Genomic DNA, 16,260 nt, shown 5'->3' on the forward strand with positions numbered 1-16,260 from the left:
CTACATTCATTTAAGTAAGTTACGCTTGTGACAAAATTCTATAAACTGCTTTAACAGCGGATTTTTGTATTTGTCTTTATGCATCACTAACCAAAACTGTCTTTGCATGGAGTGGTTTAAATTAAGCTGTTTAACACGGCCATCTTTTAGGGCATATTGCGCAGCAAGTGATGATAAACATCCTAACCCTAAGCCATTTGCTACACAGTTTATAAGCGCTTCAGTGGTATTGAGCTCTACGCTTTGCGTCCAATTTTTAATTTGTGGCGCAAGGCTATGTAAAAAGAAGGAACGCGAGCCTGAACCAGTTTCTCTTAATACCCATTGGCTACTATTAAAGTCGTTAAAGCTAAGTTGCTTTTTTGCAGCCAATGGGTGGTTTATTGGCGCAATAATACACATGGCGTCATGGCTAAACACATTAGAGACTAAATCGCTTTGGTGGGCTTGGCCCTCAATAAGTGCTATATCGAGCTCGTAATCTATAAGTTTTTGACAAATAAGCGTCGAATTGGAAATCAGTATTTGTTGCGAGTAATGCTGTTGCTGCGCTCTAAAGTTGCTTAACAAAGCAGGCAATACATGATTACCAATCGTGTCGCTGGCACCAATTTTTAAAGTTCCGCTGGCAGGAGCGTTGTCTAAAAATAAGTTATCGATAGTATTTGCCCGATTTAATAGTTCATCAGCAAGGGGCAGTAGTTTTTGCCCTTCTTGATTTAATAATAACCGATTATTTACACGATCAAATAATGGATGGCCTAACTGCTTTTCAAGTTCGCTAAGCGCCATACTCACCGCCGCTTTAGATAGAAACAATGATTCAGACGCTGCTGTAAGGGTGCTGTGCTGGGTTATGCCGACAAATACTTTAAGTTGCTTAAGTGAAATATTCATTATGCTATGTTTAGTTTACCTGAACCTGTGTTCTATATAATTAGATTTAACTTAACAAAATGCAAGCGTAAACTTCTCTGTAAGTTACAACCACAGGGTGGAATAGAGATGTTTAAACATATAAAAACAAAAGTATCAGGCGCACCAACACCAATGGGCGGTTTGGCATTAGGTATTGCCAGCCTAGGTTGGGCTTGGGAGAGTATGTTTAACCTAAATGGCGTAGCACAATATGCCGGTGCCGCTATTGCGAGCGTGTTATTGCTATTGTTAACTCTTAAGTTTTTACTGCATCCTCAGCTGCTTAAAGCCGATTTAGCCCATCCGGTTGTGGGAAGTGTGGTGCCTACTTTTGCTATGGCTACTTTAGTGGTGTCTAATTCTTTAGGGCAGTTTTACTCCCTTGCGGGAGATATGCTTTGGGTTGGTGCATTTTTATTGCATGTGGTGTTTTTAATCAGCTTTATTGCTCATCGCGTGATTGAATTTAAAATTGAGCATATGGTGCCAAGCTGGTTTGTACCGCCGGTTGGGATCATTGTTGCCGATGTCGCGTTTTCAGGGAGTCCGGCTCTGCTATTTTTAGCACAAGGGGCGCTTTATTTTGGCATGCTGATGTATGCAGTTATGTTGCCTATGATGATTTACCGGATCATTTTTGCTGCGCACATTCCTGATGCTGCACAACCTACACTGGCTATTTTAGCGGCGCCAGCAAGTTTATCGTTAGCTGGTTACTTTACAGTTATCAGCGAGCCGTCACCGGTTATTATTGGCTTGTTATTTGGAATTGCGGTACTGATGACCTTTATAATTTACGTCGCATTTTTTAAATTACTGCGCCGTCCATTTTGTCCTGGTTACGCTGCGTTTACTTTCCCTATGGTCATTGGTGCTACCGCGTTATTTAAACTTGCCGCATGGATGCATACAGTGGGAATTGATTTGCAGTTTGTTAAGCAAATACAGTATTTAGCAACGTTTGAATTGATTGTGGCAAGTGGGGTAGTTTGCTATGTGGCGGTTCGTTATTTGGCTCACTTCAAGCTTTTTAACACTCAATTTAAGCCTCTCACCCTATCACAATAACAATTAAACGCTTGTTTGCACTATCTCGTTAGCCTCGTGCTCAATTGCTTGTTCGGCATCTTGCTCAGCAAGCTTTGCGCGCTCTGCTTTTGAAACATAAGCCGGTTTGTTGCTTTTATGTAGCTTGGCATTAGCACGCTTATCTTTGTTATTAAACTTTGTAATGATCTTTTTTCTGCGATTCATGATTAACCCCGTAATTTTAAGGTGCGCATTATACAGGCATCTTTAGTAAAGCTGTTAGATAAATATAGTGGCGGGTTTACGCTCTGTCGCAAAGCGTTGTTTGTTATTACGCTAGGGCGTTATAATTATGGTTCTTAGTTGTTAATTAAATGGGATTTGTTTTGAAAAAGTTAGCTTTAGCTAGTATCGCTTTATTGGCCTTTAATACTCATGCACAATTAAATAAAATTAATGACAGCGTGGCTGATTACGCTGTAAATACCTACCAAAGTGCGCAAGTACATACACTCACAAATTTGGTGTCTTTTCCAACGGTTAATAAAAGTGATGTTAGCGCACCACAAAATCCCGACTTTATTGGCTTTAAAGCGCTACTAAAAATGAAAGCGGCTGAGCTTGGTTTTGATTATCAAGATTTAGGTTACACCGTACTTATTGGTATGGGGCAACAAACTGAAAAGGTAACCATAGTAACCCATGGCGATGTGCAACCCGCTAATGCCAGCAAATGGAAACAAAGCCCATTTATTATTGATACCTCAGAGCCGGGTAAATTAGTTGGCCGAGGTACCGAAGACGATAAAGGCGCTATAGCCACCGCTTTATATGCGATGAAAGCCATAAAAGATAAAGGCATAACCCTTGATAACCGCATTGAGCTGATGGTTTACCTAGCGGAGGAGTCTGATTGGGAGCCGTTAACTGAGTTTATGAAAACCTATGAGCAACCAAAGTATGCGATAACCATTGATGCCTCATACCCTGTAGTGGTTGCTGAAAAAGGCTGGAGCTTAATTGCGCCAACATTTGATGCAACATCACCACAAACAGGTGTGTATGTCAGCAATGTAACGGGTGGTGCCTTTGCTAGCCAAATCCCTGAAGATGCCAGCTTAACTTTGCATAATGCGAGTACTGAATTGATGGCTCAATTAAAACAAACAGCCAAGGTTCTTAAGCAAGTAGAATTTACCTTTGATGATCAAACAGATGGAACTTTAATTAGTGTTAAAGGCATGTCGGCTCACTCATCTGAGCCAGAGTCAGGTGTTAACGCCATAGCTTATTTGGCTGAACTATTTAAAGCCGTTGAGCTTGAAAACAACAGCGATGGGCAGCTCATTAAGTTTGTAAATCAGCTAATTGGCCTAGATATTCACGGTAAACAGTTTGGTGATATTGCGTATAAACATGACTTTATGGGGCCAATGACGGTAGCGCCCACAGTTATTGAACGAGACGGTAATAACCTAACGTTAGCGGTTAATGCTCGTCGTCCTATGGGTAAAGAGGCTGACTTACTAAAACAGCAAATTAATAGTGCGCTTACTCAATGGCAAGCTGATAATAAAGTAACATTAGCCAATGTTAAAACTACTATTGGTACACCCATGTTACTTGATGACGCGCCCCATGCGCAGAAGTTACTTGATATTTTTAAACACTTTACTGGCGATCAAGATGCAGATTTTGTCTCTATTGGTGGTGGTACCAACGCTAAGTTATTTGATAATGCCGTATCGTTTGGCCCATCAATGCCAGGTAAACGCTACACCGGTCACTCAGAGCATGAATTTATTACGCTTGAGCAACTAGCACTTAATTTACGTATGTACACCGCTATGATGATAGAGCTGGGAAATATGTAATTTTGGATATATAACCTATATCAAATACGAAAAAACCGCCGTAACGGCGGTTTTTTTATAGCAACGGTGTGCTATTGAAAGTTTATTTCAGGCAAGCATTCAAACCCAGGTTTTGCAAATAAGTAACCTTGCATTAATTCAATGCCGACACTTTTTAACCAGTGATACTCTTCAACTGTTTCAATGCCTTCAGCCAGGGCTGTAACATTTAGCGCGCTAAACATGTTTAAACAGTGGGTGACGATTGCTTGGCGATTTTTATCTTTGTCGATATCTCTGATCAGCGCCATATCAAGCTTGATAATATCAGTTTGAAAATCGGCTAATAAGTTTAATCCAGAATAGCCTGAACCAAAGTCATCGGTGGCTGTTTTAAAGCCTAACTCTTGGTAATAGCTTACAACACGTTTTACATGTGCGCTGTCTTCTATTTTTTCGACTTCTGTAAATTCAAACATAATATTAGTTGTAGGGAAATTGTACTTTTTAGCCGCTTCTAGGGTAGTGCGAATACAGCGCTCAGGCTTATAAATAGCGTTGGGTAAAAAGTTAATGCTTAGCATGGTGTTTATGCCTAGCTTAGAGGCAAGTGCAATGGCTTTAATTCTACACAGTTGGTCAAAGGTATAGCGGTTGTCGTCGTTTACTTGGGAAATAATAGAATAAGCCGACTCATTATTTAAACCACGAACCAATGCTTCATACCCATAAATAGTGTTGCTCTGGCAATTTATAATAGGCTGAAATGCCATAGTAAAGTCAAAATCTAGTTCGCTAGAATCAGCGCAGTTGCTACAAGATACTTTTTCGCAACTTTGTGATTTCTCGTTCATGCATCCACCTTTGAATTTAACCCACACTTAAAGGTGGTTAAGTTTCTTGTAATCCTAACAAAGTATTGAGATTTTACATAATTATATTAGCGAACATTAATATAACTCATAATAAAGTTTTTATTTAATTCATGAAAAATTAGCAGTAAGGTTATGCTAAAACATAATCTTACTGCTACGCAAAAAGTATAATTGGTTTACAAAATTAGTTAAGTGTTGCCGTTAGCTTTATGCTGGTATTGAGTAATTTTGAAATGGGGCAGCCTTTTTTGGTGTCTTCACACAGGGCTTGAAATTGCTCATTTGAAATATCTGCAATGGTTGCATTTACTTCAAGGGCAATGTGCGTCACGGCAAAGCCATCATCCACTTCGTCTAAACTAACCACTGCTTCGGTGTTTATGTTCTCAGCGGTAAAGCCCGCTTCACCAAGTGCCAGCGATAAAGCCATACCAAAACAGGCACTATGTGCTGCACCCACTAATTCCTCAGGGTTTGATCCTGGCTTATCTTCAAAGCGGGTATTAAACCCATACGGCTGGTTATCTAATGCGCCACTTTGCGTTGAGATATAACCTTTCCCTTTTTTAATATCACCAGACCATGTTGAACGTGCAGATTTTTTAATCGTCATTATGTTCTCCTTGTTGAGGGTGTAGGCTTTTTAGGTTAATTAGTCATACCATGTAGTGTTTGCAATACGTTGTAAACACTACACGGTAAAACAGCTAAAAAGCGTTATTTACATAGATATTTGCAAAATAGAAGCCAAATAATTTAATAAACAAAACTCACGTTACGTTTGGGATTATTTATTATCCCGAATTTAGGTTATGTCAGCTATTTGCAGGTGATAAGGAGGCGTACTTTCACGGTTTTGAAACGCTAAAATAGCGTTGTTTTTAATTATTCCGTGTTCAATATTGATAGCGCGGCGAATGGTTTCGTCTTTTTGCCATTGCTCTGGACCGGCTAAAACAGTTGGCAAGTATACAATGAGCGCGGCAGAAATAGAGCGCGTTGCACTTTCCCATAAGTAGCTAGGGGTATGATCAACCGCGTAATAATCCGTGGTTTTATAGCTAAACATCGGGTGTTTAAATGTTGTTGGCTTTGCAAAAAAGAATCCCATTCCTTCATCACAACTTACATCTATTATAAGGCTATTGGGTTTTAAGCAATTGGCTTCAGATTCAATCACAAAATTGACGGGGTTTGCGGTTTCTTGGTAGGTGCCATTAACAATAATGTCAGCTTCGCTAATAAGCTCAGTAAGCGGGCGCTGCGACCCATCGTGCTCAACCACCATCATGCGAGCTTCGCCTTCAATGCCTGGGCGTACTTTAACATAATGACAATCAAGTACTTCTTCACGCACTTCATGATCGGGGCGCTGTATACAAATTGTAATATCTCTAAAACCATGAGCTTTTAATGCATAAATAGCGCCTCGGCTAACAGCGCCAAAACTAAAAATAATGGTTTTACGTTGATTACCGTAATGGCCATCAATGCCTTTTAGTTGCAGAGCATGTAACACCGCACAATAACCAGCCATTTCATTGTTTTTATAAAAAGTATGACGGCCAACATTTCCCTGTGGTGACCATACAAACATGTCTTCAAAGGCAATAAGAGTAAGCTTTCTATCAAGGGCAGCTTGGGTAATTGCTTGTTGTTGTACGCAATGTACATAGCCCCAAATTGTGCCGCCTTCTTTAAGTTCTTGTAAATCAGCAAGCACTGGTTTGGCAATAATGACGGTGCCTAATTGGGTTAAAATATCACTGCGGGTGGCAATGCCGCCTGTCAGTGCTGCAATTTCTTCGTCGCTCATATTAAATGCCGCGCCATAACCTTGCTCAAAAATCATATTTTTTCTGAGTTTTTCAGGTATACGCATTAAATGCGCAGGATGAATAGGGTAGCGTCTTTCATCTGTTTTACGTGATGTTCCAATTACGCCAATAGTTAATTCACTCATGCTATATCCTTAATTAAAGTATGCTGAGTTTATAAACGAATAATGCTACATCGCTAACAAACAAAGAGGGGTTTTACAGGCAAGCTCACGCCATGGCTGTAAAAATAATGCTTGGTAAAGGGTGTTCTTTTAATTAGCTGTGCTAGGTGTAATGAATGTTGAGCAGGCAGAGGGTAGAGTGTTAACTTGCATTGAATAACAAGTTGAAACGTTAACCACTATAACAGCTATGTAAGATATAAAGTGAGATTAAAGCGAATATGCGTGTATTGGTTTTTATAAGCGGCTATTTGCTGCGTTTGCACCGCTCTGAGCAATAAATAACGTTATCCCAGTCTCGTTGCCATTTTTTACGCCACGCAAACGGTTTATTACACACAGGGCATATTTTTTGCGGTAAGTTAAGTTTTTTATGTGCCATAGTTATTTGCCTGACTGCTTTTTGGATTTACGTACCGAGGGAGTGATGGCTACATGTTTTTTTAGTATGGCATGAATAGCACGTTTAACATCGCTACGCTCTCGGTATTGCCACAATCGCTCGCGTGCCTCTTTAGATGCTCGAGTTAAATCAAGCATCGGCTCAGGGTAGTCTTCACCTAGTTTAAAGTCGTTAAATAGCGCTTCCATGGGCGTTTGCTCCCAAGGTTGATGTAAATATTCAATAGGGAGCTTTTCAAGTTCAGGGCACCATTTTTTTATAAACGCACCGGTTGGGTCTTGATCCTCCGATTGCTTAATTGGGTTGTAATGGCGAATAGTATTAATGCCAGTAACCGATGCCTGCATTTGTATTTGCGGATAATGAATACCTGGCTCAAAGTCTAAAAAGTAATTAGCCAGCGGAAAACTTGCCTGTTGCCAGCTGATGTTTAAATGATGGGTTACAAAGCTCACCAGCATAGCGCGCATTCTAAAGTTAATATAACCGGTGGCTTTTAAACAGCGCATGCAGGCATCAATAATAGGAATACCGGTTTGCCCCTGTGCCCAGCGTTCAATATCGCTAGTAACCTTAGCGTCATCACGATACGGAAATGCATGGTAACCCGGATTTAACGCTTTAAATTCCATGCTGCATTCGCTTTCAAACTTTTGCATAAAATGGCAATGCCAATGCAGGCGAGATACAAACGCAGCAAGCGGACGCTTCCAGCCTTTTTTATTGGGATGGGTTGAATGGTATGCGTCAATCGCCATTTGATACACTTGCCTCAGGCTGATATTTCCCCACGCTAAATAGGGCGATAACCTAGAGCAATGCGTACGGCTTAAGCTTGGGCTGGATATTCCTTTTTGATAACCCTTACCGCGTTCAGCAAAAAAGCTTTGCATTACTTCACGGGCAAGTCGCGGCCCTCCGAGTTGAAAGTTGTCATCGTCAGCTGTGTAATTGTCTGGTAATTCTGGCGATTGGTAGTGTGTGAGTGTCACTGTTTTAATGTGTTTCCAATCTGGGATGGCAATTGGCGCTTGCATTGTTTGTTGCCAGCATTCATTCCAATTATTGCGATTTTTTTTACCCCGAATGACAGCCCCCGTTGGTGACTCTAACCAGTTAATCTGATTATGTTGGCACCATGCTTTAATCGCTTTATCGCGCTCAAATGTATTATTTAAGCCGATTTCTTGGTGACTAAAGAGATTAATTATTTCAAACTGGGTGAGTAGCTCTTCAAGCAACGACTGCATATTTTGTTTAAATATGTACACGCAGCTATTAAAGCGATCAAGTTGTTGGTTTAAATCACATAGTGACTGATACACAAAGCGCCAATGTCGCTCGTTATAATGAGCATCTTCGAGTAACAGCGGCTCAAAGTTGTACAGCAATAATGTTGGAAGCCCATTGCTAAACGCATGTTTAAGCGGTTGATGATCGCTTAAGCGTAAATCGCGTTTAAACCAGACAATGTTTATTTTTTGGCGCATGAAATTAAACTATTTGCTAACGGTGTAGTATTAATGAAGATCCAATCTATAAGTACGTATTGCCTAGTACTAGGGTTTAGTTTTTAACTTAAAAGTGAGAAATAATGTTTTTAGATTTAATTCAAAACAACAACCGCTCTGTTTATAGCTACTTAGTTGGCGGTATTAGTCCACGACCGATTGCATGGATAAGCACCCTAAGTAGTGAGGGGGTAAGCAATATTGCACCTTACTCTTTTTTTACCGTAGCAAGTTGTCAGCCTGCAGTGCTAAGTGTGACTCAAGTTAACCCCAGTGATAAAGCCAATAAAGATACACTGACAAATTTACTAGCCACCAAAGAATGTGTGGTTAATATTGTTAGTCATGCCTTAGTAGAGCAAATGAACCAAAGCTGCGCTAATTACCCTAATAATGTCAGTGAGTTTGATGAGGCCAGCATAGAGAGAGTCCCAAGCCAGTTAGTTAATCCGCCGAGTGTTGCAGCTTCAAAAGTACGCTATGAATGTAAGCTTCGAGAAGTGATCACTATTTCAGATGAACCAAGCGGTGGCAAAATGATGCTCTTAGATGTAGTGGGAATTTTTATAGATGACGCCACGTTGGTAAATGGCTACATAGATCCGACACGTTTAGATGCAGTAGGTAAAATGGGCGGCGATTACTTTAGCACCACCAAAGATAAGTTTGCATTAAAACGCCCACAACTTTAAAGGTGAGCGTTTTAATTACATTAGGTTAAACCGCACGCTATTTACTCTGTTTTTGGTAAAAACAGTGCACTCATTGCCCCCAAAAAACCTAACCCACTGTAAAGCAAAATAAGCTCTGCGGTTGATAAAAACGATTCTAATAAGCCTATACTGCCTAACATCAGTAATAAAACCCCAATAACGGTATTACTAACCGACACATAATCGGTGCGTTTGTTACCCTCTGCCATATCGACGAGGTACGTTTTTCGCCCTAAGCGTACTCCTTGGTGCGCAACTGAGAGTAAAAAGTACAAAATAGGCATAGCCCACCAATTTAGTAGCAGCTCGTTATACCAAGTTGCAATAACAAATACAGCCAGCCCATTAATGGTAACCAAAGTGGCACTGAGTACCAGCACTCGCTGGCTAGATAAGTCACTTAAGCGCCCCCAAATCGGCGCTGAGACTAGGCTTGCAAAGCCGGAAACGGCAATAAAGGTGGCAAGTAAAGAAAATTCAAACGACTGTTTACTGGCTAAAATAATATAAAAAGGGGCACTCAATGCTGAACAAAGCAGTAAGGCACGTGTAATAACAAAATGCGCAAACTGTTTGTCTTGGTATAAAATTTTTAACTTTGAAAACGCGTGCAATAGGCCATTATTAGCTCCTTCGGTAGCGCCACTATATTCGTTAATTTGTGCATAAAAAAACGCGGCAATCAGCCACATTAATGCACCCAGTAGTAAAGCGATGATCACAATGTCTTGATCTTTTTGCTGTGAAAAAAACCACATCATGAGACCAAACGTTAAGGTGGCAAAACCGGCAATACTCGCAGCAAGCCCGCTAATATTACCGCGTTGCTGTTTAGGAATAACTTTGCCCAGCACATCTTTTGCAGCGACAGAGTTAAACCCTCTAGCAAGGCTAAATAAAATTAATAAGCCAATAATGGCGTAGCCTGCTTGTGCGCCCTTGAGGGTAAATGCCACCGCAACCATGGCTAAAATGCATCCTGCTTGCATCACTGCACCTATTACCCATACCCATTTACGAACGGGGAGTTTGCGAATAACGTTAGCAATAGCAAGTTGGGGCAGCAATGAACCCGATTCTCTGATTGGTACTAACCAAGCAATAAAGCTCGCTGGCACGTTTAAGCTTTGCATTAACCACGGCAGCGTTATTTTGGGGTTGAGTAGCGCATCAGCAAACTTACTAAACAGCTGGCTAATGAGTAAAATAATAAAATTACCGGGTACTTCCTGACAGGCATTGTCGTCGATGGCCTTGCAAGCTCGGGCGTCTTCTTCATTGTTTAAGCGTTTATAGATTTGTTCTTTTGTCAGTTTTTTCACAATTAATAACTACGCTATCAGTGTAAATATTTAGATATATTAAGATGGTATGCTTAACTTTTCTACTGTTGGGATTACAAAGTCATTTTACCTGCTAAGAATAAAGGAACCCCAAATAAACACAAAAAAATCAGCTAAGCGCTGATTTTTTGTTTGTACTAAAGCAGCGTCTTATTCAAAATCACGAGCACTGTGGCGCTCTGCCATTTGTTCTTCTTCTGGGCCCCAAGTACGATTAACACGGCGGCCTCGTTTTACACCTGGGCGCACAGCTATTTGCTTAGCCCAACGAACTACATGGGCATAAGATCCGACATCTAAAAATTCAGCGGCATCATATAAGTCGCCTAATACCAGTGAGCCATACCATGGCCATATTGCAATGTCGGCAATTGAATATTCGCTGCCTGCCATGTATTCGTTGTCACTTAAATGGCGGTTTAGTACATCTAGCTGACGCTTAGTTTCCATGGTGAAACGGTCAATCGGGTATTGCATTTTGGTTGGCGCATAGCTGTAAAAGTGACCAAAGCCGCCACCTAAATAAGGCGCCGATCCCATTTGCCAAAACAGCCAATTACGACATTGTGTTTTAGCTTGAAAATCATTAGGAATAAGCGCATCAAACTTTTCGCCAAGGTATTGTAAAATAGCGCCTGATTCGAATACAGGGGTTGCTGGTGTTGTAGAGTGATCCATCAACGCAGGTATTTTTGAGTTTGGGTTTATATCAACAAAATCAGAGCCAAACTGGTCGCCTTCACCAATATTAATTAAATAAGCATCGTACTCAGCCTCAGTAATACCAAGCTCCAATAGCTCTTCAAACATAATACTGACTTTTTGCCCGTTGGGGGTCGCTAATGAGTAAAGCTGAAATGGATGTTTGCCAATAGGCAATGTTTTATCGTGAGTTGCTCCTGCAATTGGGCGGTTAATGTTTGCAAATTTACCGCCACTTTCATTGTCCCATGTCCATACTTTTGCTGGGGTGTAGTCGTTGTTATCACTCATAAATAGCCTCTAATCGTTTAAACGTGCGTATTTGCTTTGCCCGTTGTTGCTTTTAATTTATCTGCTTTTGCTAATTTATACCCTAAAAAGAATCCACTAAGTGCGCCAAACAGATGGCTTTCAAACGAGATGTGAAACCGTTGTGGTAACACGCCCCAAATAAAGCCACTGTATAAAAAGGCCACCACCACGGCTATAAAAATAGATTTAAAAGAACGTCTTACAATGCCATAGCATAAAATAAATCCCCATAACCCATAAATAACGCCACTTAAGCCGACATGAATATTGCCACGAGCAAACATCCATACCAGTAATCCACCGACTAATGCGGTGAATATAAATACACTATAAAAACGCTTTACGCTGTATTGGCAAATTAACCAGCTTAAAACAATGAAGGGCAGCATATTACTAGCAAAATGCCACCAGCTACCGTGTAAAAAGGGAGCGCAAAGAATACCAATCAGCCCTTGAATGCTGCGTGGGTAAATACCTAAACCATTTAAACTAATGCCTGGCAGGCTATTAATTAGTTGTAACACAAAACAAATAGTCACAATGCTTATAATGGCAAAACGGGTGCTGCTAAGTAACGACAAGGTGGATGGTTTATTTTGCATACGGTGCCCTTATTTATATTAAGAGTGGCCAGTATAGGAATAGTGGTGAGTAATGAAAAGCAAATTAAAAAGCACAGCGATTAAACTGTGCTTTTTATGCTGATTAATTGTAATTAACCAAGCTTGGTAAGTAATTTTTTAGCTGCTAGCTCAGAGCTTGCAGGGTTTTGACCGGTGATCACTAAACCGTCTTCAAGCGCAAGCACGCCCCAGTCGTCGGTTTTTTGATAGTCACCACCTTTTTTGATCAGCTCGTCTTCGACTAAAAATGGCACTACATCTGTTAATTGTACAGCGGCTTCTTCAGTGTTACTAAAGCCGGTAACTTTTTTACCCGCAACCAATGCATTGCCATCAGCATCTTTTGTATTTAAAAATGCGGCGCTCGCATGACACACTGCTGCCACTGGCTTTTGTAATTTTACAAAATCTTCGATGAGCGAGATTGAATCTGTGTTATCTACTAAATCCCATAATGGGCCATGGCCGCCTGGATAAAATACCGCATCAAAATCTGAAGCATTCAGTTCACTTAGTACTTTTGTGTTTGCCATTAATGCTTGCGCTGCACTGTCGTTGTCGTATCGCTTGGTTGCATCAGTCTGGAAGTCGGCTAGTGTACTGGTTGGGTCGATTGGTGGTTGGCCACCGTTTGGTGAAGCTAGAGTGATTTCTGCGCCAGCATCTACAAATGCATAATAAGGGGCGGCGAATTCTTCTACCCAAAAACCTGTTTTCTCACCGGTATTGCCTAAATCAGCGTGTGAAGTAAGTACCATTAGTATTTTCTTAGCCATTATTTTTTCCTTCTGATGATTTAAAATTGTAATCTTTGCTTAGCAATTACTATATGCACTAACCCAACCTTAAACAACGATGATAAATTTAACTTTATTGATTTAATAATTGATACAATTAGGGGTTGAAGTTAAAACCGCACTGGAGCGTCCATGAAAGTCTCGTTTGAACAATTAAAAAGTATGGTGGTATTTGCACAAATAGTTGAGCAGGGCAGTTTAACTGCAGCGGCAAAGCAACTAGGGTTAACACGGGCGGTAGCCAGTTATCATTTAAAAAAGCTAGAAACGCAACTTGAAGTAACCTTACTTAATCGTTCAACACGGACCATGGCCCTTACTGAAGCCGGTATGGCTTACTATGAGCGTTGCCGAGTTATTACCGAGCAGGCTAATGCTGCCAATCAACAAATAGAAAATATAAAAAGTGAGCCCCAAGGATTATTAAAAATTAGTTGCCCGGTTAATGTGGGGATGCAATTAATAGTGCCTGCAATTAATACCTTTAAGCGCCAATACCCCAAAATTGATATAGATTTACAGCTAACTGATGATGTGGTGGATATTATTAAACACGGATTTGATTTTGCTATTAGGGGGGTTGCGCTGCGCGATTCAAACCTACAGGCAACCAAGTTAACCACTATGAGTACTTGTATTTGTGGCGCGCCTAATTATTTTGCACATTATGGTAAGCCCACTACGCCCGATGAATTAGCACAGCACCAGTGGGTGGTTTATCAGTTAGGGAGCAAAATCTTGACCTTGCAAAAAGATGGTAAAAAAGTCGACATTACCATGCAAGGATCGCTCAGTACCAATAATGCCGCTGCACGTACTGCATTTGTAGAGGCAGGACATGGCATAGGGCGTATACCGCTATACGATGCATGGCCAAAAGTACAAGCGGGTTTACTGCAAATTATAATGGACGACTACAAAAGCAAAGACATTGAATTGTACGGAGTTTTCCCGCCAGGAGCGACGGGGTCTAAAAAGTTACGTTTGTTTGTTGATTATTTAAAAGCGTATTTTGTAAAACAGCATACGGCATTAGGTATGCGTAAGGGCTAGCGCTCGGTTAAATAAGGCAACAGCCTGTTGATACATTGCTATGGCGAGAGCTGCATCGTAGCGCTCGCCTTCATCACGCATAAAGGCATGTTGCGCGTTAACTTCTTGCCATTGGTAATTTATGCCAGTGCGAACAGCTTGCTGGTATATTTTGTCTCGGCCATCTTGTGGAACATGGGGATCTTGTTTACCCCATATAAAATGAATTTCACCGAGTATGTCGGCCATGCGTTCAAATGAGTTATTACCGGGTTGTGCGGGCAGTGTATTACTGTGTATATCGGTGGCGTATAAACAAAACGCGGCTTTTATAAGTGGGTTTAAAGCGGCTCTGTAAGCTAAATGTCCACCAATACATACACCCATAGCTCCCACGTTTCCTGAACAATAACTTTGTCGTTTTACAAACTCGATAAGGCTTTGTGTGTCGCTATCATGATGCTCTAAAGGTTTAGCCCATTTATCGTTATTACCTTTATCTTTACCTTCGTCATCATAAGCCAGCACAGTTCCGATAGGGTTAAGCTCATGAAACACTTCTGGCACAAGTACCACAAAACCATGACTGGCTAAAATAGCTGCACTGCGGGCAATAGGTGCCGTTTGCTGGAAAATTTCAGAATAAAAAATAATGGCAGGGTATTGCCCCGATGTTTGTGGGCGGTAAATAGTGGTTCGCATTAACCCTGTAGGCGTTGGTAAGTCAGCGTTATGGTGTTGAATGATCATAAAAGCGCTCAGTAAAATAAATATAATAGCTGAGCGCGGTCAAATAAACACGCCCTAAAGTTTAAATACTTGCAGGCATTTTATTGCAACTTGCGTAATAGCTAACCGTAGCTGGCCAATCAGAAAATATACCGATTACACCAACCTCTTTTGCAAGCACATCAACCACGGTCATCATGTCACCATCGTTATCTATAACATCACTAATTGACTGGTAATAGTATCCGCCTCCATTATTCAGCGGCCCTGAACGTTCAAGACTCCATGCAATAATATTAAGCCCTGCGGCTTTAGCATCAATAGCGTACTGTGATGGCACGATATTACTTTCATTATCTATGGTTAATAGCATCCAAATGGGTGGAGCAATAATTTTAACACCGTCATTAAAAAGCGAAGCCATACTAGGTTGCCATGTGTCGGGGTTGTTAGGATCAAACCCTGCATCGCTGTCTCGGCCATCTAAATACACACTTTGCGCTGCAAATTCAGGGTTAGTATTAATCCAATATTGTACGTCAGCTAAATTAAATGATTGCGGAAAAACATGCGAAGCGGGTACCTCCATTTGCGTGTATTCATCTAGCATTTTTTGTGCGTATTGCGTTTGGGTCATACCGTTAAAGGGCATACTCACTTGAGGTGATTTAAGCTCTGGGGTCATTTTTACTCCGAGCTGTTTAAATAGTGCAATACTTTGTTTATGGGTCATGAGAGTACCTGAGGTGGCGTATAAGTCAGTGCGCCAACTTGGTGTACCTTTCATGTAATCGCTAACATTAGTGGCGCTGGTGTTTGCGCCATCCATTTTACCCTCAAGGGTTAAAAACTCTGCCAAGCTAATATCACTGGTACAACATTTAGCTGAAGCAGGCGTGCCACTGTTAGAGTTTGCTGGAGTAAATGGCTCACTGCATTTAGCCGCAAGTTCTGGAATAGATAAAATGTTAGTGGTGGTGTGCAAGTCGCACTGAGAATGGCGGCATACTAGCTCTTTATCATTGGTAAAGGTGACATCGCATTCGACAATACCGGCGCCCATACGAGCAGCCGCTATGTAAGACTCTTTTGTGTGCTCTGGGTATTGCATGGGGGCACCACGGTGACCAATTGAAAAATCAGTACGATAAAAAGGGCCTTCTTTACACGATTCTAATTGTGTTTTTAGTGCGCTGTCAGCCATATCGTCAATTAAGTAGTCGGGGCGAGTACCTAGTTGCGTATTGGTGCCTTGAGCTACTTCAACAATAACCGGGGTAGGTACTTCAACAATTTCAACGTCAGTGTTGGTAACAACCACTTCTTTTTCGACTATTTTTACATCGTCATCACAGCCAGCGAGTGAGCTTAATAATAAAAAAGTTGTTAGAAAAGGTATGCGCTTCATTATTTGTCCT

17 protein-coding genes are annotated in these 16,260 nt (G+C 41.0%); 4 read left to right on the forward strand and 13 right to left on the reverse strand.

The window, feature by feature from the left end:
• Positions 1–6: 6 nt before the first annotated feature.
• Positions 7–897: a LysR family transcriptional regulator gene (locus CWB78_RS03370; RefSeq protein WP_138594224.1), complete on the reverse strand. Its 891-nt coding sequence runs from the start codon at positions 895–897 to the stop codon at positions 7–9.
• Between the two features lie 108 nt (positions 898–1,005).
• On the opposite strand from CWB78_RS03370, the gene CWB78_RS03375 reads away from it, so the two are divergent.
• Positions 1,006–1,986, forward strand: a complete 981-nt coding sequence (locus CWB78_RS03375) for a TDT family transporter (protein ID WP_138594226.1) — start codon at positions 1,006–1,008, stop codon at positions 1,984–1,986.
• A 3-nt stretch (positions 1,987–1,989) separates the two neighbouring features.
• On the opposite strand, the gene CWB78_RS03380 is transcribed toward CWB78_RS03375, so the two are convergent.
• On the reverse strand, positions 1,990–2,172 hold the full coding sequence (locus CWB78_RS03380; protein ID WP_138594228.1) for a DUF2986 domain-containing protein: 183 nt from the start codon (positions 2,170–2,172) through the stop codon (positions 1,990–1,992).
• Positions 2,173–2,333: 161 nt separating this feature from the next.
• On the opposite strand from CWB78_RS03380, the gene CWB78_RS03385 reads away from it, so the two are divergent.
• Positions 2,334–3,821, forward strand: coding sequence for a dipeptidase (locus CWB78_RS03385; RefSeq protein WP_138594230.1), 1,488 nt, complete (start codon positions 2,334–2,336; stop codon positions 3,819–3,821).
• A gap of 71 nt (positions 3,822–3,892) precedes the next feature.
• On the opposite strand, the gene CWB78_RS03390 is transcribed toward CWB78_RS03385, so the two are convergent.
• The 5 genes from CWB78_RS03390 to CWB78_RS03410 all read right to left on the reverse strand — a co-directional run bounded on the left by CWB78_RS03390 (position 3,893) and on the right by CWB78_RS03410 (position 8,570).
• Positions 3,893–4,654, reverse strand: a complete 762-nt coding sequence (locus tag CWB78_RS03390; RefSeq protein ID WP_010391220.1) for an EAL domain-containing protein — start codon at positions 4,652–4,654, stop codon at positions 3,893–3,895.
• 205 nt (positions 4,655–4,859) lie between these two features.
• The gene (locus CWB78_RS03395) at positions 4,860–5,288 is read right to left on the reverse strand and encodes an OsmC family protein (protein WP_010391221.1); all 429 of its coding nucleotides are present in this window, start codon (positions 5,286–5,288) and stop codon (positions 4,860–4,862) included.
• 192 nt (positions 5,289–5,480) lie between these two features.
• The gene (locus CWB78_RS03400) at positions 5,481–6,638 is read right to left on the reverse strand and encodes a N(5)-(carboxyethyl)ornithine synthase (protein WP_010391222.1); all 1,158 of its coding nucleotides are present in this window, start codon (positions 6,636–6,638) and stop codon (positions 5,481–5,483) included.
• A gap of 286 nt (positions 6,639–6,924) precedes the next feature.
• Positions 6,925–7,059 carry a DUF2256 domain-containing protein gene (locus CWB78_RS03405; RefSeq protein WP_010391223.1) on the reverse strand — a complete coding sequence of 45 codons (135 nt, stop codon included), beginning with the start codon at positions 7,057–7,059 and terminating at the stop codon, positions 6,925–6,927.
• A 2-nt stretch (positions 7,060–7,061) separates the two neighbouring features.
• Positions 7,062–8,570, reverse strand: a complete 1,509-nt coding sequence (locus tag CWB78_RS03410) for a cryptochrome/deoxyribodipyrimidine photo-lyase family protein (protein WP_138594232.1) — start codon at positions 8,568–8,570, stop codon at positions 7,062–7,064.
• A 104-nt stretch (positions 8,571–8,674) separates the two neighbouring features.
• Between CWB78_RS03410 and CWB78_RS03415 the strand changes: the two genes are divergently transcribed.
• Positions 8,675–9,283: a flavin reductase family protein gene (locus tag CWB78_RS03415; protein WP_054202091.1), complete on the forward strand. Its 609-nt coding sequence runs from the start codon at positions 8,675–8,677 to the stop codon at positions 9,281–9,283.
• A gap of 41 nt (positions 9,284–9,324) precedes the next feature.
• Here the strand turns inward: CWB78_RS03415 and CWB78_RS03420 are convergent, their stop codons facing one another.
• The 4 genes from CWB78_RS03420 to CWB78_RS03435 all read right to left on the reverse strand — a co-directional run bounded on the left by CWB78_RS03420 (position 9,325) and on the right by CWB78_RS03435 (position 13,060).
• A complete protein-coding gene (locus CWB78_RS03420) occupies positions 9,325–10,626 on the reverse strand; it encodes an MFS transporter (RefSeq protein WP_010391229.1) in 1,302 nt (433 codons plus the stop codon).
• A 171-nt stretch (positions 10,627–10,797) separates the two neighbouring features.
• On the reverse strand, positions 10,798–11,640 hold the full coding sequence (gene yghU / locus CWB78_RS03425; protein ID WP_138594234.1) for a glutathione-dependent disulfide-bond oxidoreductase: 843 nt from the start codon (positions 11,638–11,640) through the stop codon (positions 10,798–10,800).
• 17 nt (positions 11,641–11,657) lie between these two features.
• Entirely contained in the window at positions 11,658–12,263 is a 606-nt protein-coding gene (locus CWB78_RS03430) for a rhomboid family intramembrane serine protease (protein ID WP_138594236.1), read from the reverse strand.
• 113 nt (positions 12,264–12,376) lie between these two features.
• Positions 12,377–13,060: a type 1 glutamine amidotransferase domain-containing protein gene (locus CWB78_RS03435; protein WP_008108786.1), complete on the reverse strand. Its 684-nt coding sequence runs from the start codon at positions 13,058–13,060 to the stop codon at positions 12,377–12,379.
• A 153-nt stretch (positions 13,061–13,213) separates the two neighbouring features.
• On the opposite strand from CWB78_RS03435, the gene CWB78_RS03440 reads away from it, so the two are divergent.
• A complete protein-coding gene (locus CWB78_RS03440) occupies positions 13,214–14,134 on the forward strand; it encodes a LysR family transcriptional regulator (RefSeq protein WP_010391235.1) in 921 nt (306 codons plus the stop codon).
• Here the strand turns inward: CWB78_RS03440 and CWB78_RS03445 are convergent.
• Both CWB78_RS03445 and CWB78_RS03450 read right to left on the reverse strand, forming a co-directional pair.
• A complete protein-coding gene (locus CWB78_RS03445) occupies positions 14,114–14,863 on the reverse strand; it encodes a dienelactone hydrolase family protein (protein ID WP_055011695.1) in 750 nt (249 codons plus the stop codon). The genes CWB78_RS03440 and CWB78_RS03445 overlap by 21 nt on opposite strands.
• 61 nt (positions 14,864–14,924) lie before the next feature.
• A complete protein-coding gene (locus CWB78_RS03450; RefSeq protein ID WP_138594238.1) occupies positions 14,925–16,250 on the reverse strand; it encodes a glycerophosphodiester phosphodiesterase family protein in 1,326 nt (441 codons plus the stop codon).
• Positions 16,251–16,260: the final 10 nt, after the last annotated feature.

The sequence above is a fragment of the Pseudoalteromonas sp. S1612 genome, from assembly GCF_005887175.1.
Lineage (GTDB): Bacteria > Pseudomonadota > Gammaproteobacteria > Enterobacterales > Alteromonadaceae > Pseudoalteromonas > Pseudoalteromonas undina.

What these genes read in the sequence shown, in the direction of transcription:
- CWB78_RS03450 (WP_138594238.1), bottom strand. Translation starts at nt 16,250, where the DNA reads ATGAAGCGCATACCTTTTCTAACAACTTTTTTATTATTAAGCTCACTC.
- CWB78_RS03400 (WP_010391222.1), bottom strand. Translation starts at nt 6,638, where the DNA reads ATGAGTGAATTAACTATTGGCGTAATTGGAACATCACGTAAAACAGAT.
- CWB78_RS03395 (WP_010391221.1), bottom strand. Translation starts at nt 5,288, where the DNA reads ATGACGATTAAAAAATCTGCACGTTCAACATGGTCTGGTGATATTAAA.
- CWB78_RS03380 (WP_138594228.1), bottom strand. Translation starts at nt 2,172, where the DNA reads ATGAATCGCAGAAAAAAGATCATTACAAAGTTTAATAACAAAGATAAG.
- CWB78_RS03415 (WP_054202091.1), top strand. Translation starts at nt 8,675, where the DNA reads ATGTTTTTAGATTTAATTCAAAACAACAACCGCTCTGTTTATAGCTAC.
- CWB78_RS03410 (WP_138594232.1), bottom strand. Translation starts at nt 8,570, where the DNA reads ATGCGCCAAAAAATAAACATTGTCTGGTTTAAACGCGATTTACGCTTA.
- yghU (WP_138594234.1), bottom strand. Translation starts at nt 11,640, where the DNA reads ATGAGTGATAACAACGACTACACCCCAGCAAAAGTATGGACATGGGAC.
- CWB78_RS03390 (WP_010391220.1), bottom strand. Translation starts at nt 4,654, where the DNA reads ATGAACGAGAAATCACAAAGTTGCGAAAAAGTATCTTGTAGCAACTGC.
- CWB78_RS03445 (WP_055011695.1), bottom strand. Translation starts at nt 14,863, where the DNA reads ATGATCATTCAACACCATAACGCTGACTTACCAACGCCTACAGGGTTA.
- CWB78_RS03435 (WP_008108786.1), bottom strand. Translation starts at nt 13,060, where the DNA reads ATGGCTAAGAAAATACTAATGGTACTTACTTCACACGCTGATTTAGGC.
- CWB78_RS03370 (WP_138594224.1), bottom strand. Translation starts at nt 897, where the DNA reads ATGAATATTTCACTTAAGCAACTTAAAGTATTTGTCGGCATAACCCAG.
- CWB78_RS03430 (WP_138594236.1), bottom strand. Translation starts at nt 12,263, where the DNA reads ATGCAAAATAAACCATCCACCTTGTCGTTACTTAGCAGCACCCGTTTT.
- CWB78_RS03440 (WP_010391235.1), top strand. Translation starts at nt 13,214, where the DNA reads ATGAAAGTCTCGTTTGAACAATTAAAAAGTATGGTGGTATTTGCACAA.
- CWB78_RS03405 (WP_010391223.1), bottom strand. Translation starts at nt 7,059, where the DNA reads ATGGCACATAAAAAACTTAACTTACCGCAAAAAATATGCCCTGTGTGT.
- CWB78_RS03375 (WP_138594226.1), top strand. Translation starts at nt 1,006, where the DNA reads ATGTTTAAACATATAAAAACAAAAGTATCAGGCGCACCAACACCAATG.